This is a genomic window from Embleya sp. NPDC005575 (assembly GCF_040605455.1).
In the GTDB taxonomy this organism is placed as follows: domain Bacteria; phylum Actinomycetota; class Actinomycetes; order Streptomycetales; family Streptomycetaceae; genus Embleya.
In genome coordinates, this window is record NZ_JBEXCV010000004.1 from 71,399 (window position 1) to 88,824 (window position 17,426).

Consider the following 17,426-nt stretch of genomic DNA (forward strand, 5'->3'; position numbering starts at 1 on the left):
GTCCCTCGTGGGTCGCTCGTGGGTCCGGCTCGGGTGGGGCTCGGGTCGCGAGGGATTCGGGTTGCGAGGGGTTCGGGTGGGCTTCGGGGTGGGGCAACCTCGGCGCGCGAGGCGGACACTCTCGGGATGTGACGACGGATCAGGAGCAGGAGGACGGGGATCACGTGTTGTGGTCCCGGGTCCGCACGGGGGATCGCGATGCATTCGCGGTGGTGTTCGACCGGCACGCGGGGGCGGTGTATGGGCATGTGCTGCGACGGATCGGGGACGGCGGCGAGGCCGAGGACCTGACGTCGGCGGTGTTCCTGACCGCGTGGCGGCGCCGCGCGGAGGTGACCTTCGACCGGGACAGCGCGTTGCCGTGGCTGCTGGGTACGGCCAATCGCACGCTCGCGAACCGGCGGCGCGCACTCAAGCGCTATCGGGCGCTGGCCGCGCGCGTACCGCTGCCGCGGGACATCCCCGACCACGCGGACGAGGTGGCCCGGCGGATCGACGAGGAACGCACGGCGGAGGCGTTGCGGCGCTCGGTGGCGCGGCTGCCCCGGCACGAGCGCGACGTCGTGGAGTTGTGCGTCTGGGGCGGTCTGGACCAGCAGGCGGCCGCGACCGCGCTCGGCGTCGCGCTGGGCACGGTCAAGGCGCGGATGCACCGGGCGCGGAAACGATTGGGCGGCCTGTTGGCCGAAGAGGGCGTGCACGCGGGCACGTACCGAGGCATCGAGGAGGCACGATGAGCCCGTACAGCAAGGACCGACTGCCGGGGCACGAACAACGCAGGCGTGAACTGCTCGCGATCCTGGACACCCAGGGGCCGTCCCGGAGCCGGGCCCTGGCACCGGGGATCGCGGCGGGCGCGGTGCTCGCGGTGTGTGCGGCCGGGATCCTGGTCGCGCAGCCGTGGCGCGGCCCGCAGGATCTGGCGCCGGCCGGCCCGGTGGCCGGGCAGGACCCGACACAGGGGGTGCCCAGGGAGGCGGCCAAGCCGGGGGATCCGGTGCCGTGGGACGTGGCGACCCGGACGCTGGCCTCGTGTCTGGAGCGCGGCCGTCGGGCTGCCGTTCCGCCACCGCCACCGACCGGATTCGACACCGGACGGCCGACGATTTCGCCGCCGACAGCGGGTGCGCCCGAGACGAGTGGCCCGCCGAGCGCGGGCCACGGCCTGCCGCCCGGCACTTTGCCGTACAGCGTCGACGTCCGGATGCCCGAGAGCACGCCGGAAGACCCGTCGGGCGGGCACGGCCTGCCGCCGGGATCGACCCCGACTCCCCTGCATTGGCCCACGTTCGGGGTGACCGTCGGCACCGCGGGAGGCGCCGGCGGGTCGATCGAGCCGCCCGTGGCGACTCGGCGACCGTCCGGGACTGCTACCGCGCCCGATGGACGGGTGTGGAAGGTGGGCGAGCCGGACACGGCGTTCAAGCCGTACTTCACCGCGTGGGAGGAGGACGGGAGCGGCGTACTGCGCCCGTTCGTGCTGGGCAAGGCCGGCAAACCGGACCTGGTGGTGTGCCACGGTGAGCTGACCCCGCCGGAACTGCCTGCGCCGACCGCCGCCGGCGGCATCCTCGCGGGGGAGTTCGAGGTGCGCCAGGGCCGGACCTGGACGCCGCCTACGGCCGAACCGCTCCGGATCGGCCTGATGTCCTCCATGACGTGGTGGGGCCGCACGACCGGCGCGGTGGCGCGGGTCGTGGTCGAGTTGCCCGACGGGAGCACGGTCGGGGCGGTGGTACGCAACGGCGTGTGGCTCGCGGGTGTGCCGGGCAACGACGTCGTCCCGGCTCGGATTCGGGCCTATGACGCGGCCGGCACCCTGCTCTACGAACGCGGCGCCGACCACGAATCCCTGCGCTGCGCGAATGCTCCGATGACCAAGGCATGCGGGAGCCGAACCCACTGGGGCTGAGCGCCGGCGGATGAACGGCGATTCCGACGGGGCGCCGGTTCGGTGTCGTGGCACGGCGGCGCGGCGCCAGTTCCGGCGTCGTGGCACGGCGGCGGTGGCCCACCCGTACGCGCGTGGGCTCCCAGCCGCGCGCGTACGGCGCCCGGCTGGGAGCCTCCGCCGCGACCAACCGGATGCGGCCCTCGATCCGCGCGCGTGCGGCGGGCGGATCGCATGGCCAGAGGCAGCCGCCTGCCGTGGGCATGGGCGGTCGCGCGCGTCACGACGGTCGCCCCCTGGGCCTGCGCGTGCGATGGGTCGCACTCCCGCGCCGGGTACCGCTGCGCTCAGCCGATGTCCGGCGGATCGATCCTGATCTGCACCGGATCTCCCGCGGCCCGGGCCAGGCGCAGGGTCTGGGCCGCCTTGAGGGCGTGTGCCAACTCCGCGCCGCGGCCCGGTTCGATGCGCAGCAGGACGCGTTCGTGGCGGGTGGGCGGGGCGGTCTGCCGAGCCGGTTCGCGAGTCGGCGGTGGGGGGTTGCCGAACAGGGCTCGGGTGAGTTCGGCGCGGGAGTCGACCGCCTTGGGGTCGGGTTTGACCGGCACGGGTGGCGGGGTGCGCGGAGCGGTCGGCGCGACCGGGACCGGGCCCAGCACGTCCGCCCCGTCGGGCAGCCGAAGCACCGCCAGGAAGTCGGCGATCCCGGCCGGCGGGCCGGTCACCGACGCCATCCGCGACACCGGTGGCAGGTTCAATTCGGCCCGCTCGACCAATTCGGTCAGCGCGTACCCCTGCGGGTCCCATCGCACCAGCGCCTGCACCGGGCGCAGCGTGGACTCGGCGACCACCACCAACGTGCCGCCCTCCCCCGCGGGCCGGACCAGGCTCGCCGCGTCCAGCCAGCGGCGCAGCGCCTGCTCGCCGGCGCGCAGGTCGGGTCGGGTCAGCAGGGCCCAGCCGTCCAGGAGCAGAGCCGCCGCGTAGCCGCCGGGCGCGACCGGTTCGGCGCCGGGCGTGGCAATGATCAGCGCGGGCAGGTCCGGCACGGTGGTCAGGATCGCGTCCCGCCCGGAGGTGCGCACCGGCATGGTCGGAAACGCCCGGCCGAGTTCCTCGGCGGTCCGGCGCGCACCGATCACACCGGCTCGGATGCGATCTCCGCCGCACACCCGGCAGTGCCAGTTCGGCGCCGGCCGGGTGCACCAGCCGCAGGTCAACACGCCGTTCCCGGAGGGCAGTTCGAGCGGCCCCGAGCAGTGTGCGCAGCGCGCGGGTTCGCGGCAGCGCAGGCACGAGGTGCGGACCAGGTAGCCCCGGCGCGGGACTTGGACCAGCACCGGCCCGGTCTGCAACGCCTTGCGGGCGATGTCCCACGCCAGACTGGGCAGCCGTGCGGCTCGCGCGGCCTCGTCCCGGGCCAGGTCCAGATCGCTGCCGGTGGTGCGCACCAGCGGGGCCGCGGCGCGCACCGCTGCGCGGTCGGCGTCCAGCGGCCGGGCCCACCCGGAGCGGACCAGTTGTGCGGCCTCGACCGTGGTGGCGTGCCCGCCGACGGTGAACGCGGCGTGTTCGCGCGTGGCCCGCATCGCCAGCACCTCGCGCACGTGCGGGTAGGGCGCGTTGGGGTCGGCGTGCGAGTCGTCGCCGTCGTTCCAGAGCAGGGCCAAACCCAGTTCCACCACGGGTGCGAACATCGCCGCACGGGTGCCGACCACCGCGCGCACGCTCCCGCGATTGATCGCCAGCCAGCGCCGGTAGCGCTCCTCCGGGCCCAGGCCCGAGGTCAGCGCGACGTGTCGGCCTCGGCCGAGCAGGGCGGTCAGCGCCGCGTCCACGCGCTCCACCGACTTGGCGTCCGGGACCACCGCGAGTGCGCCGCGGCCGCCCGCCAGGGTCGCGGCCATCGCCCGGGCAATCTCCTCCGGCCAGTGCGGCCCGGGCAGCGCGGTCCACACGGTGCGCGGCGATTCGCCGGCGGCGAGCTCGGCCAGGTGCGCGGCGCCCGCGGGGTAGCGCGTCCACGGCCCGGGGGCCGGCGCCGCGGGCCGGACCAGAGGCTCGCCCGACGGCTCCGCCTCGGCGCGCGCGTGCCGGGCGGGCAGGGCGATCTGGACCACGTCGGCGAGGGTGCCCGCATACCGGTCGGCGACCGCGCGGGCCAATTCGATCATCGGCGGCGCGAGCACGATCTCGGGCGAGGTGACGCTCGCCAGCGGCGCCAGCGGGCCGCCGTACGTACTGCGCTCGACCCGCTCGACGATCACGCCGTCGATCAGCCCACCGCCCTGCCGCCGACCGTCCACGACCTTGGCCCCGAACCGCACCCGCACCCGCACCCCGGGTTGCGCCTGCTCGGCCAGCTTGGCCGGCACCGAATAGTCGAACAGCCGATCCAGGTGCACGAGCCCCTTGTCCACCACGACCCGCGCCACCGGCAGCCGCTCGGCCTGCGCCTTGGGCTTGGGCTTGCGCGCCCGCGCGGCCCGCACCGCCCGCCGCGCGTCCTCGACCCCGAGCGTGAGCTGCCCGTCCTCCTCGTCGCCCACACCCGGATCGTTCATCGCCACAGCAGGCATCCTGACAGACGGGTGCGACGAATCCGCGCAGGTACCGCGGCACCCGGCGGCGCGGATCTTCCAGCATCGTCGGGCGACTCGCGAACCTTTCACATACCAATGGGTATACTTCACAGTATGACTGCAACCACCATAAAGGTTGAGATGAGCGTCCGAGACGATCTCGCTCGAGTAGCAGCGGAAGATCTCGGCGGCGTCACCTTGAACGCCGCGCTCACCCATCTGCTCACCGAGCACCGCAAGGCGGCGGTGCTCGCTGCCTACACGCGGCTGGAGGCCAACGCCTCCGCATGGACGAACTACGAGAGCGAACTCGACGAGTGGGACGGCCTGGCCGGCGACGGTCTGGGCGGTGGGCAGTGAGCCGAAAGTCCGCCCCGTGGGAGGTGTGGATGGCCGACCTGTCCCCCGTCATCGGCTCGGAGCAGTCCGGTCGACGGCCGGTCGTGGTCGTCAACTCGCCGTTCTACGCCTCCTTCCCCATCGCGATGGCGATCGTCGTGCCGTTGACCACCCAGGACCGGGGACTGCCTCATCACGTCTCGGTGTCCTCGGCACAGTCCGGTCTCCGCCGCCAGAGTTGGGCACGCACCGACGGCGTGCGGGCGGTTTCCGAACAGCGACTCACGGGACACCCTTTGGGGAGCGTCAATGACAAGGAAGCCGACGACATCCGTACCTACCTTCGCCTGATGCTGGACATCTGACCAGGCGACGCGGCGTCGGCGGCTTCCGGGGCCTACTCCACCTCGACGCCGTGCGATTCGGCGACGCCGAGGAGGCCGTTGCGGAAGCCGTTGGTGGTGGGCGAGAAGGTCCAGGTGTCGTCGCTGCGCACGAATGCACCGAGGACCATGGCGGTCTCGCCCGGGCGGCGGGTGGGTACGGGGTTGTCGCCGATGCGGCGGCCGTTCGCCTGGTCGAGGCGGGTCAGCCTGGCTCCGCGCAGCGCGGCCAGGTCGCCGCCGGGGGCGCGCTCCTGGTCGACGGCCGCGGCCAGGACCAGCCGGTCGGCCTCACGCGGCAGCATGTCCAGGTCGACCAGGAATGCGACGCCGTCGCCGATCCGGACCGCGCCCTCGGGGCTGGCCGGGTTGTTGAAGAACACGAAGTGCTCGTCGCCGAGCACCCGTCCGCGGCGGCAGACGAAGGCACACGGGTCCAGGGGTGGCGCATTGCCCGGTTCCCAGGCGAGTTGAACCAGAATCCGGCTGCCGGGCGCGGCCGCTGCGGCGCCGCCGGCGCCGGGACCGAGGCGCCCGCGCAGGCCGTGTTGGGCGAGCAGGCCGACCAGTTCGGGACCGGTGACCAGGCCCAGCGGCTTGTTCCGGATGAACTCGTGACTGCCGGGCCCGAAACCGGACGTGGTGACCAGCAAACCCTTGTTCGCGCCGTGGTGTTGCACCGTGCCGGCCAGGTCCCGCACGGCCGTGGGCGGGACCGTGTTGCGGTAGCGCTTGACCTGCACGACGATCTTGCCGCCGCGGATCGGGTCCGGATCCACCGCGACCACGTCCACCCCCTGGTCGCCGCTGCGCGCGGTGGTCTCGACCTGCATGCCCATCCGCTTGAACAGTTCGGCGATCAGGTCCTCGAACTCGATCGGGTCCATCACGAACAGGTCCGGGTCGTCGTCGCCGGGACGCGCGGGCGCCGGGGTGATGGTGGGAGCCGGCGCCGGGGTCGGCGCCGATGCGACGCTGTCCGCAAGCCGGCTCGGCCGCACCGGAGTGGGCCGGTCCGGACGGGTGGACAGGGTCCCGCTCATCGCCTCCAGGCACGCGACCGCGTCCACCCGGTCGAGGCTGATCTGCCGGAACTCCTGCGCCTGCGCGGTCACCGTGAGCAGATACGTGCGCCCGTGTCGGCCGGTCGCCGGGTTGACCGCCTGGACGAAGCCGTTGAGCACCACCGAGTCGAGGATGCCCTCGTGGTCGGCGAAGAAGACTTCGGCCAGTATCCGGATCGCGCTCTGCGCCAATACGTCGCGGTGGATCGTCCGCCGGTCGGTCGCGGTACGCGCGACCTCTTTCTCCTGGTCGTCGGTCTTCACGTAACGCACGCGGGCCACGGCCGGCACCACGTCGGTCGTCGGCAACTCGTGGTCGACCACCAACTGCCGTGCGGCGGCGTCGAAGGCCACCGTGCAATGGTCGGAAAAGCCCTCGGGCCAATCCGGCGATGCCAGCAGGACGCCCTCGAAGTAGTCCTCGATGGCCTCGGGATCGCGCGCCGCGAGCCGCCGCACGAGATCGTCGACCTGCTGGTTGCGCTGCGTGGCCAGGGCCCGCTGACCGTTCGCCCAGTCCTCGAACCGGCGGTGGTAGTCGTTGTATCGCTGCTGCCGCTCGTACTCGGCGGCCTGCGCGGACCGCAGGTCGTGGTCGTAGCGCGCCTGCGCCTGCGCCCGGTCCTGCTCGTAGCGCGACTGTGCGCCGGGCGCGAAACTGCCCAGGCCGGACGGTGCGGCCACCTGATAGCGCGCCGAGTCGGGCATCGGGATCGGTCGGGCGAGTTCACCCGGTTGGAACGGCGGGATCTCCACGGCGGTGCGCAACCGCTCGATCCGGAAACCCGGCGCGCTCAGCCGGGCCCGAAGCACGCCTTGCAGCTCGGCCACGCGGTCCTCGATCTCGGCGGTCCGGCGGGCCACTTCGGCCTCGCGGGACTGCTGATAGGCGCGCTGCGCCTCGCGGTCGGCCCGCGCGGCAGCCTTTTGCGCCTCGCGCCGGTTGCGTTCGTCGGCTCGCAATTGTTGCTGCCGCGCTCGCAACTCGGCCTCGCGTTGCCGTTGTTGTTGCCGCTGCAGCTCGGCCCATGCCCCCAGCACGCCGGTGCTCCGCCGACTCGCCACGCTATCGCCCTTCCGCCCTGCACCCGTCCGCCCCCGCGCTCGAACACATCCTGCCGTGTCGGACCGACCGACGCGAAGGCGGTCGGTGTCCTCGCCTGAACGCGGCTTCGGCCGCCGGGAGCCGTACCCGCCGCTCCCGGCGACGACCGACCCATGTCACTCGCAGCCGACTCCGTCCCCGTCGCGGTCGAGGTGTCGGCCGTAGCCGGGGTCGCCGCGGTGGATCGGCGCGGCACCCGCAGCTCGGACGGCGGCGCAGTTCTTGTAGTAGGCCGGGCCGCTGCCGCCGGTGCTGCTGCCGTCGCTCGTCGTGCCGGCGACGCCGGGGTCACCGCCGGACGTTCCGGTGCCGGACGAACCACCACCGGCCGAGGAACCACCGACCGCAGAGCCGCCGTTGCCTCCGGTTCCGCTCGCGCCGCCGCCCGAGACGGCGCCGCCCGAGCCGCTGCGGGGCGTGGGTGCCGCGCTGCTCGGCTGCGTGGTCTTCGGCGGTGCCGTGGACGGTGCCTGGGTGGTGGGCGGTGCCGAACTCGGCGGCGCCGAGCTGGGTATCGCCGTGCTCGACGGTGCGCTGCCGCTCTGCGACGGCTTGAGCCGGTCGGACTTCCCACCCCCGTCCCCGTCGCAACCGGTCAGGGTCAGCGTCAACGTCAAGGTCGCCGTGACGATCCCGGGGAGCAGGACCGACCGGGTTTTCGGCAAACGGGTAGCCGAGATGCGCATGTGCGAGTTCCCCCCTCGATATGTGCCGCCCGGGACTCTAGCCCTCATCGGGGCCACCGATCCGGGCAACCGCCGATTCGCGCACGGCCTGTGATGTTCCATGGGAGAACCGTGCGCCGGCCGGACGGATGGTTCCCGTGCCGCGAAACGGAGTTCGACTTCACCGTGCTCCGGGCCGCGGTACGGGACCTACCCGGGGCCGGACCCGCCCGGGGCCGGACCGCCGATTCGGCGACGGGCGCGGAGGCAGTCGCATTCCGCCGCGCGATCGAAGCCGGTTGGGAGGATTGGTCCGGGATGCACGCGTCGGGATCGACTCGGCTGCCGCCGACCAGGGACGGCTGGGCAACCCTCGTGATGTGCTGGGCTCTGTGTCGATTGTGTTCGTGAGGTTCACCCGAGACCGCACGACCGAGCCAGGGAGATCCCCATGCGCATGATGTATCCGGCCACCGAGCCCTACGACCGGGGCATGTCGGATGTCGGCGACGGCCAGTCGATCGCCTGGCGACGCTACGGAACCCCGGGCGGCAAACCGGCCGTCTTCCTGCACGGCGGTCCCGGCGGAGGCTGTCTGCCCGACCATGCGCGGACGTTCGACCCGGAGCGGTACGACGTCCTGCTCTTCGACCAGCGCGGCTGCGGGGAGAGCACGCCGCACGTGAGCCGGTTCGAGGTGGACCTGAGCACGAACACCACCTGGCATCTGGTCGCCGACATCGAGAAGTTGCGCGAACTGATGGGTGTGGACCGCTGGTTGGTCTTCGGCGGTTCGTGGGGCAGCACACTCGCACTGGCGTATGCGCAGACCCATCCGCAGCGGGTCACCGAGTTGGTCCTGCGCGGCATCTTCACGCTGCGGCGCCGGGAACTGGCGTGGTTCTACCAGAGCGGTGCGTCGATGTTGTTCCCGGAAGCCTGGCAGGAGTACCTCGCGCCGATCCCGGAGGCCGAACGCGATGACCTGATCGGCGCGTTCGGCCGCCGGCTCAACGACCCTGATCCCAAGGTGCGCGAGGAGGCGGCGATCGCGTGGAGTGCGTGGGAGAGCACGTTGATCGCCCTGCTGCCGAGACCCGATCTGGTGGAGTTGCACCGACAGCCGAAGTTCGCCCTGGCCTTCTCCCGGATCGAGAACCACTACGTGCGCAACGGCGGCTTCCTGGAGGAGGGCCAACTGATCCGCGACGCGGACCGACTGCGCCACATCCCCGGCGTGATCGTGCAGGGTCGCTACGACATGTGCACTCCCCCGGCGACCGCCTACGACCTGCACCGGGCCTGGCCGGAGGCCGAATTCGTGATCGTGCCGGATGCGGGCCACGCCTTCTCCGAACCGGGCATCACCCACCACCTGATCGAGGCCACGGACCGCTTCGCGCGGTGAGGGGCACGGGCCGATTCGAGGTCGGCCGCGAGGTCCCGGGAGAATGCTCGAATGAGTGCTTCTCGTGACATCCTCACGCGCCCGGCCGCCGGACCCGAACGCACGTTGCGGTACGGACCCGAGGCGGATCAGATCATCGACCTCTGGCAGCCCGCGGCCGAGCCGCGCGCGCTCGTGGTGGTCATGCACGGGGGGTATTGGCGGGCCGAGTACGACCGCATGTACACGTATTCGATGTGCGTCGCGCTGGCGGCCGAGGGCTATGCGGTCGCGAGTATCGAGTACCGCCGTGCCGGGCGGCCGGGCGGCGGCCGGCCCGGCACGTTCGAGGACGTCGCCGCCGCGCTCGATCTGTTGTGCGCGGAGGCCGATCGGCCGGTGGTCCTGCTGGGGCACTCGGCGGGCGGGCATCTGGCGGTCTGGGCGGCGCTGCGCGATCGGCTGCCGGTGGGCGGCGCGGGTCGATTGCCGGCCGCGCCGCCGGTTGCGGGGGTGGTGTCGTTGGCGGGCGTACTCGACCTGGACGCGGCCCTCGCCCTCGACCTGGACGACGGTGCGGCGGCGGAGTTCCTGGGCGAGGACCGCTCCGAGGCGGTGCTCGCGCAGACGGACCCGACGCGGTTGGCGGCGGGTGGCGTGAGCGGCCGGCCGCTGATCCTGCTGCACGGCGATGCCGACGAGCAGGTACCGCTCGCCCTGAGCCGGACCTTCGCGGCCGCGTCGGGCGCGAAGTTGCGGGAGTTGGCCGGCGTCGGCCACTTCGAGCTCGTCGACCCGCTCTCGGCGGTCTGGCCGGAGGTCGTCCGGGCGGTCGCGGAACTGGCGGGCTGACGCAGTGCGATCGGGGCGGTGCTGGTCGGTCGGAGAGCAGTGGGCCGCCCGGGCCCGCGCTACCACCGATCGAGCTGCGCGAAGCGCTGTACCGGCTCGCGTCCGCTCGGGACACGCCGGAGGGGTACGGCGCACGGGACCGCGCGACGCTGAACGGCTTCGCGGCCGGCTCGCCGGTCACGGTCGCGCTGGCCGCGGCCGGTCGGATACGGCGTAGCGGCGACATCGCCGCCGTCCTGGCCACGATCGCGCGCTCGGCGGTGACCCTGTTCGGCGGCTCGGACGCGGCCCGCGTCCGAGAATGCGAGGCGCCGACGTGCACCCGCCTCTACGTCGACTCGTCCCGCCACGGCAGCCGGCGCTGGTGCGACATGCGCGGCTGCGGAAACCGGGCCAAGGCGGCAAGCTTCCGCGCCCGCCACCGGGAGGGCCAAGCCGCCGACGCCTGACGGGGCTCGATACCCGGGCGCCACGGCCGGCCCACTGGGCGCACCCGGTGCACTCGGCGTACTCGATGCACTCGACGCACCCGGCGTACAGGGGTGGTTCGGGCGGTCGGCTACCCGGGCGTGCCCAGTGTCGAGGCAAGGATGCGCAGCGCCCGGTCGACCACGTCCCGGTCCGCTGCCTCGATCGGCCTCAGTAGGCCGTCGAGCGCGGCGATCCGCGCGCGCATCGCCGCTCGGGCACCCTCGCGACCCGCCTCGGTGAGGCAGACCAGGACCGAGCGGCCGTCCTCGGGGTTGGGCCGCCGCTCGATCAGATCCTTGCGGGCGAGCCGGTCCACGCAGTGCGTCATCCCGCCCGACGAGTACATCACCAGCGGCTGCAACTCCCGCAGCGTCAGCCCCGGCCGATCCGGTCGGGTCGCGAGCACGGCCAGCACCATGTACTCCGGCGCGGTCAGCCCCAGCGCCCCGATGCTGCGCCGGTCGAAGTCCTCCATCGCGATCATCGCCTGATGCAGCCGCACCACGAACCCGACCGAGGCCGCCTCCACGTCCGGCAGTACCGCCGACCATGCCGCCACCACGGAATCGGCGTAGTCGGCCTGTGCTTCGCTCACGTCGTACTCCCTGGCAGCCCGCGCCCGCTTGGTCTCGGCCGCCACCGTAGTATCGACGACCCGCCGCCGGCTCACAGCGTCCGGAAGTCCTCGAACGAGAATGCGGGCGAGACCACGCACGACACCAGCACTTCGCGCCCGGCGGCCGGCCGAGCCGCCTGCCACACCCCCGGCGGGACCAACACCTGCGGCTGCTCGCCCGCCTCCACGTCCGGGCCGAGCAGGATCCGGTGCGGCTCGGCCGCAGGAGTCGTACCGTCTCCGCCCAGGCGCAGTTCGAGCGGTCCGCCCCGATGCCAGAGCCACAACTCGGCCGATTCGACCACGTGCCACACGGACTCCTCGCCCGGACCGAGCAGGAAGTAGATGCCACTCGCGGTCTCGCGCGGACCCGGATATCCCGGCGGGGTCACCCTCACCCCGGTGCGCCAGGTCTCCCGATACCAACCGCCTTCGGAATGCGGCGTGAGTCCCATGATCCGGGCCAGGTCCGGCGGATCGAGCCGCCGCGGGGCGACGGGATCGCGATGGGGCGCGGGCACGGGAAGCCCGGAGGGCTCGGAGCGAGGGGCGGGTGCGGGGTCGGAGTTGGGGTCGGCGTCGGGATGGGTGCCGGGATCGGCGTCGGACGCGAGTACGGGGTCGGATGCGGATGCGGCGTCTGCGTCGGATGTGGAGGACATGCGTTGTTCCCTCGACTGGTGTGGGTTCCGGCGCCGGACGCGGCCGGAACCCACACCCTCACATGAGCAGGCGCTATCCCGCGGGTGCCGTGCACGGCGCGCCGCCGCACACGTCGACGACCCGACCGGTGGCCAGGAACTCCGCCTTCTGCCGTCGGGCAACCGGCGAGTTGCGCGGGTCCGAGTGCGGGTCCCGCCCGTACTCGGGTCCGATCGGTGGCGTATTGGTCACCGGTGGCGCGGGCGACCCGCTGTCCCAGACCACCAACGCGGACCCCCGGTACGGCTCGCGCGGCAACGGCCGAATCCCCCAATAGGGATCCCGGTCGGGGTTGCGCCCGGGCGCGATCGCCGGCTCGTGGACTCGTGCGCCGATCGTGCGCGCCTCGGTCTCGGCGGTCACCGTGGAGACCTGGTGGTCGCCGAAGGCGATCTGCATGAGCACCTGGTGGCGCGGGGTACGCGGCAACGGGCTGTGGTCCAGGCCGCTCGCGTAGCCGTTCGTCTCGCCGCGGTCCCACAACATCTGAAACAGCGACAGCACCACCTGCTGATCGAGCTTGTCCGGGAAGCCGGCGTCCAGGATCTGCCCGTACGGCCCGAAGTCGGAGCTGCGGTTGAGCAGGACGCTGTAGTTCATCCCGGTCACCCCCAGGACGCCGCGCTTGGCGTCCTGGGACACCGCGACCAGCGACCCGCCGAGAATGCCGCCCTGGCTGTTGCCGTCGTAGACCAGGCCCTTGGAAACGTCGATCAACGGCCGCCCACTGTCGGTACGAAACGCCGGGTCGGCCGCGAAACCCTGTTCGTGGATCATGTCCCGGCCGAGGAACAACGCGTTCAGGAAGCCCTGTTGGGTGCGATCCGGCACCGCATCGAAGCTGCTCGGATCGGCGAGCGCGCGGGCGACGGTAGGCAGGTCCTCGTCGGCCATGCCGATCCACTTGGTGGCGCAGAACGTGATGTCGTGCTCGGCGGCCATCGCCTTGACGTTTTTGCCGCCCACCTCGTTGTTGCTGCCGAGCAGGCCGTGTCCGTACAGCGACGCCTGCGAAGGCCGGTCGAACGCGGAGCGCGGGATCTCACAACGGAACTGCGCCGGTTGGGTGTTCCCCGGCAACTGTCGCGGCAGCCCGTCCCGGCCGAGGTTGAGCGTGGAACCGGTGGGACCGCCGGGGCGGTTCAGGTAACTGGGTACGGTGACCGTGCCGGTCACCTCGCGCGCGATCCGCGAATCCTGCTCCGGCGTCGGGTTCTTCACTCCGGTCACCACGAACTCCGGTGCCCGGTCGGCGAGTCGGTCGAACGCGTCGTCCCGCATCCGGAGCATGCCGCCGGTGAGGTTGCGCTCGCTCGCGACGGTGAAGTCCCAGGCCAGGTAGAGGCCGCGACGGTCGACGCCGGCGCGGTCGAGTCGATCCAGCACCGGGCGGAGTTGCGCCTGGCGAGCGGCCAACGGGTCGCGGCGCGGCAGGGTTCGGCCCGCGATCCTGGCGAACGTCTGAGGCGCGGCGATCACCCGGTTGTCGGCATCGCGCAGGTTGCGCAGGCCGACGACGTAGCGGTGGCCGGGGACGAAGTTCTTGGCCGGGTGTACCAGGAGCGCCTGGCGGGTCGAGTCCGTGGCGTTGGCGTCGAGTTCGGCCCAGTGAGGCCACCGTTCGCCGGTCTCGGTGTCGACGATGACGATCGGCGCGTTCCGGGCGAGCGACGCACCGACGTCGGTGACCGGCACCGCGCCGCTCCGGCCGAGGTCGATGCCGGGGATCCGGGTGATCAGCGTGGAGCCGGGCGAGAAGCCGTCGTTGCGGTTCCACGCGTCGGGCGTGGCGCCATGCGGCATCATCGCCGCCGTGAACGCGACCCGACGTCCGGTGTCGGTGCGCCGATCGGCCTGCGTGTACCAGTCGTCGGGAAACGGAAGGAGGCACGCGGCCGGGTCGATCGGATCACAACCGGGTTCACCACCGGGGTGGTTCGGGTGCGCTTCGGCAACGGGTGGAACCAGTAACGACATGAGCAGGGCGGCCACGGCGACGACGACCGCGGCCGGCAGCCGACGTCGAGGACGGTGCGCGGTTCGGCTCACTATTCCTCCAACTCCTACGACGAGCGAGGGCTGTGCAGGAATATCCACCGACATCTTGCAGCGCTTGCGTCGCGAGGGGAACGGGCAACGGAGGAGGCGAGTGGGGACCGGGCTCGGGGCTCGGGGGCTCGGGGGCTCGGGCGAGGTTCGGACCGGGCGCGGACGGGTTTCGATGGGGGACGCCCGCGTTCCCCGTCACGAGAGTTCCGTGTCGGGGAACGCGGTGGTGGGGTGGATGTCGGTTCGGGATCGGGCTGCCGGGTTGGGATTAAGCTGCGGGGCAGGTTTCTGGTTCTGGTTCTGGTTCTGGCCGGGTTTTGGCTTCGGTTCGGTTCGGTGCGGTGCTACCGGTCGGTCAGACCTTGGCGAGGTTGCCCGGGTCGACCGATACCTCGACCGTACGAGAGCCGCCGGCCAGGCCGGGCAGCGTGAAGCACACGTCCGCGCGGCCCATCGTGATGCGCACGACCACTCCCGGTGCGCCTGCCGGGACGGTCTGCTTGGTGAAGCCGCCGATCGGCTGCTTCGTCTTGACTCTGTCGCCTACGTTCACATTCATCGTTCCGTTTCTCCCCGTTGCTTGCTTGGCATGGGTTGCCCACGCGCCTCGCGGCTTTCCGGGGTCGCCGAAGTCGCGCGGCGGCGGGATGGCACGGAGTACGACTCGCCTGGGACCGGGCCATCGGCATGCATGCCGGGCGGGGTCGTAGGGGCGGCCGGCACCAGGATATGGCGGACGTACACGCCTTGGCGCCTGTATTTCGGGCCGAGGCACCTCTATTTCATTGCCGAAGTCCTGATTGTCGCCGGGTGTGGCCGGCCGGCGTACGGCGCGTGCCTGGTTGCCGGTTGCCCGACCGATGCGTGATGTCGCGATCAACTCGGCCCGATACCAACCGATTTACCGTCGGCCGCGGTGATCCCGCAGGCGCGCACGAGGCACGCGCGAGGTGCGTGTGCTCACTCGTACGGCGCAACAATCGGCGCGTTCGGACATCCGCCGGCCGACGATTGATCGATGACGTCGTCGCGAATGGAGCCTCCGGATCTCGGGCAGGCGCGGGCATGACCGCCGTACTGATCGCCGCCGGTGCCTTCTTGATGACCCTGCTCGGCGGTTGGGTGGCGCAGCGCATCGGCGACCGCCGACACCTCGTACTCGGTCTCGCCGCCGGGCTGATGCTCGGCGTGGTCGCGTTCGACCTGCTGCCCGAGGCGCTGTCCGCGGCGGGCGATCGGCTGGGCGGCGTGCCGGAGGCGTTGCTGATGTTCGTCCTCGGCTTCCTGGTCCTCCACGTGGTCGAGCGCTCGGTGGCGATCCACCGGGGACACGAGGGCGAGTACGCACCACACGCCCACCACCACGGCCCGACCGTGGGCGCGGACGGGCGGGCCAAGGGCATCGGCCTGACCGCCGCCGCCGCACTGGTGGGGCACAGCGTGATGGACGGCTTCGCGATCGGCGCGGCTTTCCAGGCCGGTACGACGGTGGGCACCACGGTGGCGATCGCGGTCGTGGCGCACGACTTCGCGGACGGCTTCAACACGTACACGGTCACCCGCATGTACGGCAACGACCGCCGCCGCGCCCTGGCCCTGCTGGGCGCGGACGCCCTCGCGCCGGTGACCGGCGCGGCCATCACGCTCGCGTTCACCATCCCGGAACACGCCCTCGGCCTCTACCTGGGCTTCTTCGCCGGCTTCCTCCTCTACCTCGCCACCGCCGACATCCTCCCCGAGGCCCACAGCCCACACCCCTCGGGCTCGACCCTGCTGTGCACGATCGCGGGGGTGGGATTCCTTTGGCTGGTGATCTCGTTGGCGCGGTAGGCGGGCGAAGCGAGGCGCGGGCCGTCGTTCAGCGCAGCATGGGGCCGGTGCGCTCGATCAGGTCCCAGCGGTTGCCGTACAGGTCTCGGAAGACCGCGACGACGCCGTACTTCTCCCGCCGAGGCGGTTCCTCGAAGATCACGCCGGCGGCGAGCATCCGGGCGTGTTCCCGAGCGAAATCGTCGGTGTACAGGAACAGTCCGACCCGCCCACCGGTCTGATCCCCCACCCGGGAGCGCTGCTCGTCGTCCACGGCCCGAGCCAGCAGAACCGCCGCCTCGTTGGGCCCCGTACCGGGCGGCGCGACCACGACCCACCGCTTGCCGTCCGCCATCGGAGTGTCCTCGCGCAGGTCGAACCCGAGGGCGCGGGTGTAGAACGCGATGGCCTCGTCGTAGTCCCGCACCACCACCGCCACCAGCCCGAGCCGGTTCATCGGCCACGCCCGCCGGCCGCGACCGCCGAGCCGGCCGCGAGGGCGAGACACAGCGGCGAGTAGGCCACCCGATCCAACCGGCGAAAGCGCGCGGAGGACGATCCCGGCGACGCGAGATCCGTCCGCCGGGCAAGGCCGAGCACACCACGCAGCCCCAGTACGCCGGCCACCCCGAACGCCCCGACCCGAGCCACCGCGGGCCGACTCCTCGGCCGTCCCGCGACCGACAGCGCCGCCGCACCCAGCGCACCCGCGGCGGCGAAGCACGCCGCCGGCCCGGGCATACGCGGCTGCCCGACCACCGCATCCGACAGCGATTCCCGATCGGGCAACGGCCACGACGACCCCAGCCCCCACGCAACATGCAGCCCGGCGAGCGCGGTCAGACTCCCGACCGATATCCGCACGGCAACGCCCTCGATGCTCATGCGCCCCAAGCTACCTTCACGCACCCACACACCCCGGGCACGGGTCGACGACGAACGGAAACCGGAACGACCCGGCACGGTCACGGTCACGGGCAGCCGGCTGACATGTCCTCCCGAGCGCATCACGCAATCTGCCCGGGCCAGGTCACGCGGCCGGGTCACGCGGCCGGGTTTCGACCGAGCCGGTCACCGGGATCGCACCCGTCGGCTGCCGACCCTCCGCCGCCGATTTCGGTCAACGTGCCCTATTCTTCGGCTACTTGACCCAACCGCACACGCACCGAGCGGGGCCCAGCTCGTCGACCGAGCCCGCCATCGTGCCACCGGGACTCACCGCCGCCACAAGGGCAGCACCACTCGACCCGCCGAAGGACAGCACCATCGGAACACTCCCGCGCCCCCGCAACCGCGCGGCCACCTCCTCGGCGACGGCATCGAGCGCCGCCCGCCCCCGCGTCGCCGGCCCACACCACCGCGGCCCGGAACAGCCCGTCGAGCGCAATGCTCTCGGACGTCGACACCCCACCCGCGCCCATCAGAACCAGGACGACGTCCGTCGTCAACGACCCCCGACAGCCTCGACGCGCTCCTTCGAATTCCGCTGTCGGCGGACCCCCTTGCCTTCC

General features: G+C 72.3%; 17 protein-coding genes and 1 pseudogene. 9 read left to right on the forward strand and 9 right to left on the reverse strand.

Going from position 1 to position 17,426, the window contains the following annotated elements; translation table 11 throughout:
• The first annotated feature begins 128 nt into the window (after positions 1-128).
• The gene (locus ABZS54_RS02180; protein WP_355529842.1) at positions 129-737 is read left to right on the forward strand and encodes an RNA polymerase sigma factor; all 609 of its coding nucleotides are present in this window, start codon (positions 129-131) and stop codon (positions 735-737) included.
• Positions 734-1,912, forward strand: coding sequence for a hypothetical protein (locus ABZS54_RS02185; RefSeq protein WP_355529845.1), 1,179 nt, complete (start codon positions 734-736; stop codon positions 1,910-1,912). The genes ABZS54_RS02180 and ABZS54_RS02185 overlap by 4 nt, the downstream gene beginning before the upstream one ends.
• 326 nt (positions 1,913-2,238) lie before the next feature.
• Here the strand turns inward: ABZS54_RS02185 and ABZS54_RS02190 are convergent, their stop codons facing one another.
• Positions 2,239-4,455, reverse strand: coding sequence for a primosomal protein N' (locus ABZS54_RS02190; protein ID WP_355529848.1), 2,217 nt, complete (start codon positions 4,453-4,455; stop codon positions 2,239-2,241).
• 159 nt (positions 4,456-4,614) lie between these two features.
• Here ABZS54_RS02190 and ABZS54_RS02195 point away from each other — a divergent pair, with 159 nt between their 5' ends.
• Both ABZS54_RS02195 and ABZS54_RS02200 read left to right on the forward strand, forming a co-directional pair.
• Positions 4,615-4,833, forward strand: a complete 219-nt coding sequence (locus tag ABZS54_RS02195) for a hypothetical protein (protein WP_355529851.1) — start codon at positions 4,615-4,617, stop codon at positions 4,831-4,833.
• Between the two features lie 29 nt (positions 4,834-4,862).
• Entirely contained in the window at positions 4,863-5,177 is a 315-nt protein-coding gene (locus tag ABZS54_RS02200) for a type II toxin-antitoxin system PemK/MazF family toxin (RefSeq protein WP_355529854.1), read from the forward strand.
• Between the two features lie 32 nt (positions 5,178-5,209).
• Here the strand turns inward: ABZS54_RS02200 and ABZS54_RS02205 are convergent, their stop codons facing one another.
• Both ABZS54_RS02205 and ABZS54_RS02210 read right to left on the reverse strand, forming a co-directional pair.
• On the reverse strand, positions 5,210-7,300 hold the full coding sequence (locus ABZS54_RS02205) for a restriction endonuclease (protein ID WP_355529857.1): 2,091 nt from the start codon (positions 7,298-7,300) through the stop codon (positions 5,210-5,212).
• 180 nt (positions 7,301-7,480) lie between these two features.
• A pseudogene (locus tag ABZS54_RS02210) lies at positions 7,481-7,579 on the reverse strand (excalibur calcium-binding domain-containing protein); the annotation flags it as partial.
• Between the two features lie 34 nt (positions 7,580-7,613).
• On the opposite strand from ABZS54_RS02210, the gene ABZS54_RS02215 reads away from it, so the two are divergent.
• The 4 genes from ABZS54_RS02215 to ABZS54_RS02230 all read left to right on the forward strand — a co-directional run bounded on the left by ABZS54_RS02215 (position 7,614) and on the right by ABZS54_RS02230 (position 10,717).
• Entirely contained in the window at positions 7,614-8,144 is a 531-nt protein-coding gene (locus ABZS54_RS02215) for a hypothetical protein (protein ID WP_355530002.1), read from the forward strand.
• 336 nt (positions 8,145-8,480) lie between these two features.
• A complete protein-coding gene (gene pip / locus ABZS54_RS02220; RefSeq protein ID WP_355529860.1) occupies positions 8,481-9,437 on the forward strand; it encodes a prolyl aminopeptidase in 957 nt (318 codons plus the stop codon).
• A 51-nt stretch (positions 9,438-9,488) separates the two neighbouring features.
• On the forward strand, positions 9,489-10,268 hold the full coding sequence (locus tag ABZS54_RS02225) for an alpha/beta hydrolase (protein WP_355529863.1): 780 nt from the start codon (positions 9,489-9,491) through the stop codon (positions 10,266-10,268).
• Between the two features lie 74 nt (positions 10,269-10,342).
• Positions 10,343-10,717, forward strand: coding sequence for a CGNR zinc finger domain-containing protein (locus tag ABZS54_RS02230; RefSeq protein ID WP_355529990.1), 375 nt, complete (start codon positions 10,343-10,345; stop codon positions 10,715-10,717).
• Positions 10,718-10,827: 110 nt separating this feature from the next.
• Here ABZS54_RS02230 and ABZS54_RS02235 read toward each other — a convergent pair whose 3' ends face one another.
• From ABZS54_RS02235 to ABZS54_RS02250, 4 genes are all read right to left on the reverse strand, one after another.
• The gene (locus tag ABZS54_RS02235) at positions 10,828-11,334 is read right to left on the reverse strand and encodes a MarR family transcriptional regulator (protein ID WP_355529866.1); all 507 of its coding nucleotides are present in this window, start codon (positions 11,332-11,334) and stop codon (positions 10,828-10,830) included.
• A 71-nt stretch (positions 11,335-11,405) separates the two neighbouring features.
• Positions 11,406-12,017 carry a cupin domain-containing protein gene (locus tag ABZS54_RS02240; protein ID WP_355529869.1) on the reverse strand — a complete coding sequence of 204 codons (612 nt, stop codon included), beginning with the start codon at positions 12,015-12,017 and terminating at the stop codon, positions 11,406-11,408.
• 73 nt (positions 12,018-12,090) lie between these two features.
• A complete protein-coding gene (locus tag ABZS54_RS02245) occupies positions 12,091-14,034 on the reverse strand; it encodes a hypothetical protein (protein ID WP_355529993.1) in 1,944 nt (647 codons plus the stop codon).
• Positions 14,035-14,461: 427 nt separating this feature from the next.
• Positions 14,462-14,665 (reverse strand): hypothetical protein, encoded by a 204-nt coding sequence (locus ABZS54_RS02250; RefSeq protein ID WP_355529872.1) that lies wholly within the window; start codon positions 14,663-14,665, stop codon positions 14,462-14,464.
• Between the two features lie 506 nt (positions 14,666-15,171).
• On the opposite strand from ABZS54_RS02250, the gene ABZS54_RS02255 reads away from it, so the two are divergent.
• Positions 15,172-15,936, forward strand: a complete 765-nt coding sequence (locus ABZS54_RS02255; protein ID WP_355529875.1) for a ZIP family metal transporter — start codon at positions 15,172-15,174, stop codon at positions 15,934-15,936.
• 28 nt (positions 15,937-15,964) lie between these two features.
• On the opposite strand, the gene ABZS54_RS02260 is transcribed toward ABZS54_RS02255, so the two are convergent.
• Positions 15,965-16,372: a VOC family protein gene (locus tag ABZS54_RS02260; RefSeq protein ID WP_355529878.1), complete on the reverse strand. Its 408-nt coding sequence runs from the start codon at positions 16,370-16,372 to the stop codon at positions 15,965-15,967.
• On the reverse strand, positions 16,369-16,800 hold the full coding sequence (locus ABZS54_RS02265; protein ID WP_355529880.1) for a DUF3995 domain-containing protein: 432 nt from the start codon (positions 16,798-16,800) through the stop codon (positions 16,369-16,371). Before ABZS54_RS02265 ends, ABZS54_RS02260 begins: the two co-directional genes overlap by 4 nt.
• Positions 16,801-17,426 lie beyond the last annotated feature (626 nt).

Bases quoted from the DNA above. Each gene is read 5' to 3' on its own strand.
- ABZS54_RS02185 (WP_355529845.1), top strand. From the start codon at position 734: ATGAGCCCGTACAGCAAGGACCGACTGCCGGGGCACGAACAACGCAGG.
- ABZS54_RS02190 (WP_355529848.1), bottom strand. From the start codon at position 4,455: ATGAACGATCCGGGTGTGGGCGACGAGGAGGACGGGCAGCTCACGCTC.
- ABZS54_RS02195 (WP_355529851.1), top strand. From the start codon at position 4,615: ATGAGCGTCCGAGACGATCTCGCTCGAGTAGCAGCGGAAGATCTCGGC.
- ABZS54_RS02200 (WP_355529854.1), top strand. From the start codon at position 4,863: ATGGCCGACCTGTCCCCCGTCATCGGCTCGGAGCAGTCCGGTCGACGG.
- pip (WP_355529860.1), top strand. From the start codon at position 8,481: ATGCGCATGATGTATCCGGCCACCGAGCCCTACGACCGGGGCATGTCG.
- ABZS54_RS02225 (WP_355529863.1), top strand. From the start codon at position 9,489: ATGAGTGCTTCTCGTGACATCCTCACGCGCCCGGCCGCCGGACCCGAA.
- ABZS54_RS02240 (WP_355529869.1), bottom strand. From the start codon at position 12,017: ATGTCCTCCACATCCGACGCAGACGCCGCATCCGCATCCGACCCCGTA.
- ABZS54_RS02245 (WP_355529993.1), bottom strand. From the start codon at position 14,034: ATGTCGTTACTGGTTCCACCCGTTGCCGAAGCGCACCCGAACCACCCC.
- ABZS54_RS02250 (WP_355529872.1), bottom strand. From the start codon at position 14,665: ATGAATGTGAACGTAGGCGACAGAGTCAAGACGAAGCAGCCGATCGGC.
- ABZS54_RS02255 (WP_355529875.1), top strand. From the start codon at position 15,172: ATGACCGCCGTACTGATCGCCGCCGGTGCCTTCTTGATGACCCTGCTC.
- ABZS54_RS02260 (WP_355529878.1), bottom strand. From the start codon at position 16,372: ATGAACCGGCTCGGGCTGGTGGCGGTGGTGGTGCGGGACTACGACGAG.
- ABZS54_RS02265 (WP_355529880.1), bottom strand. From the start codon at position 16,800: ATGAGCATCGAGGGCGTTGCCGTGCGGATATCGGTCGGGAGTCTGACC.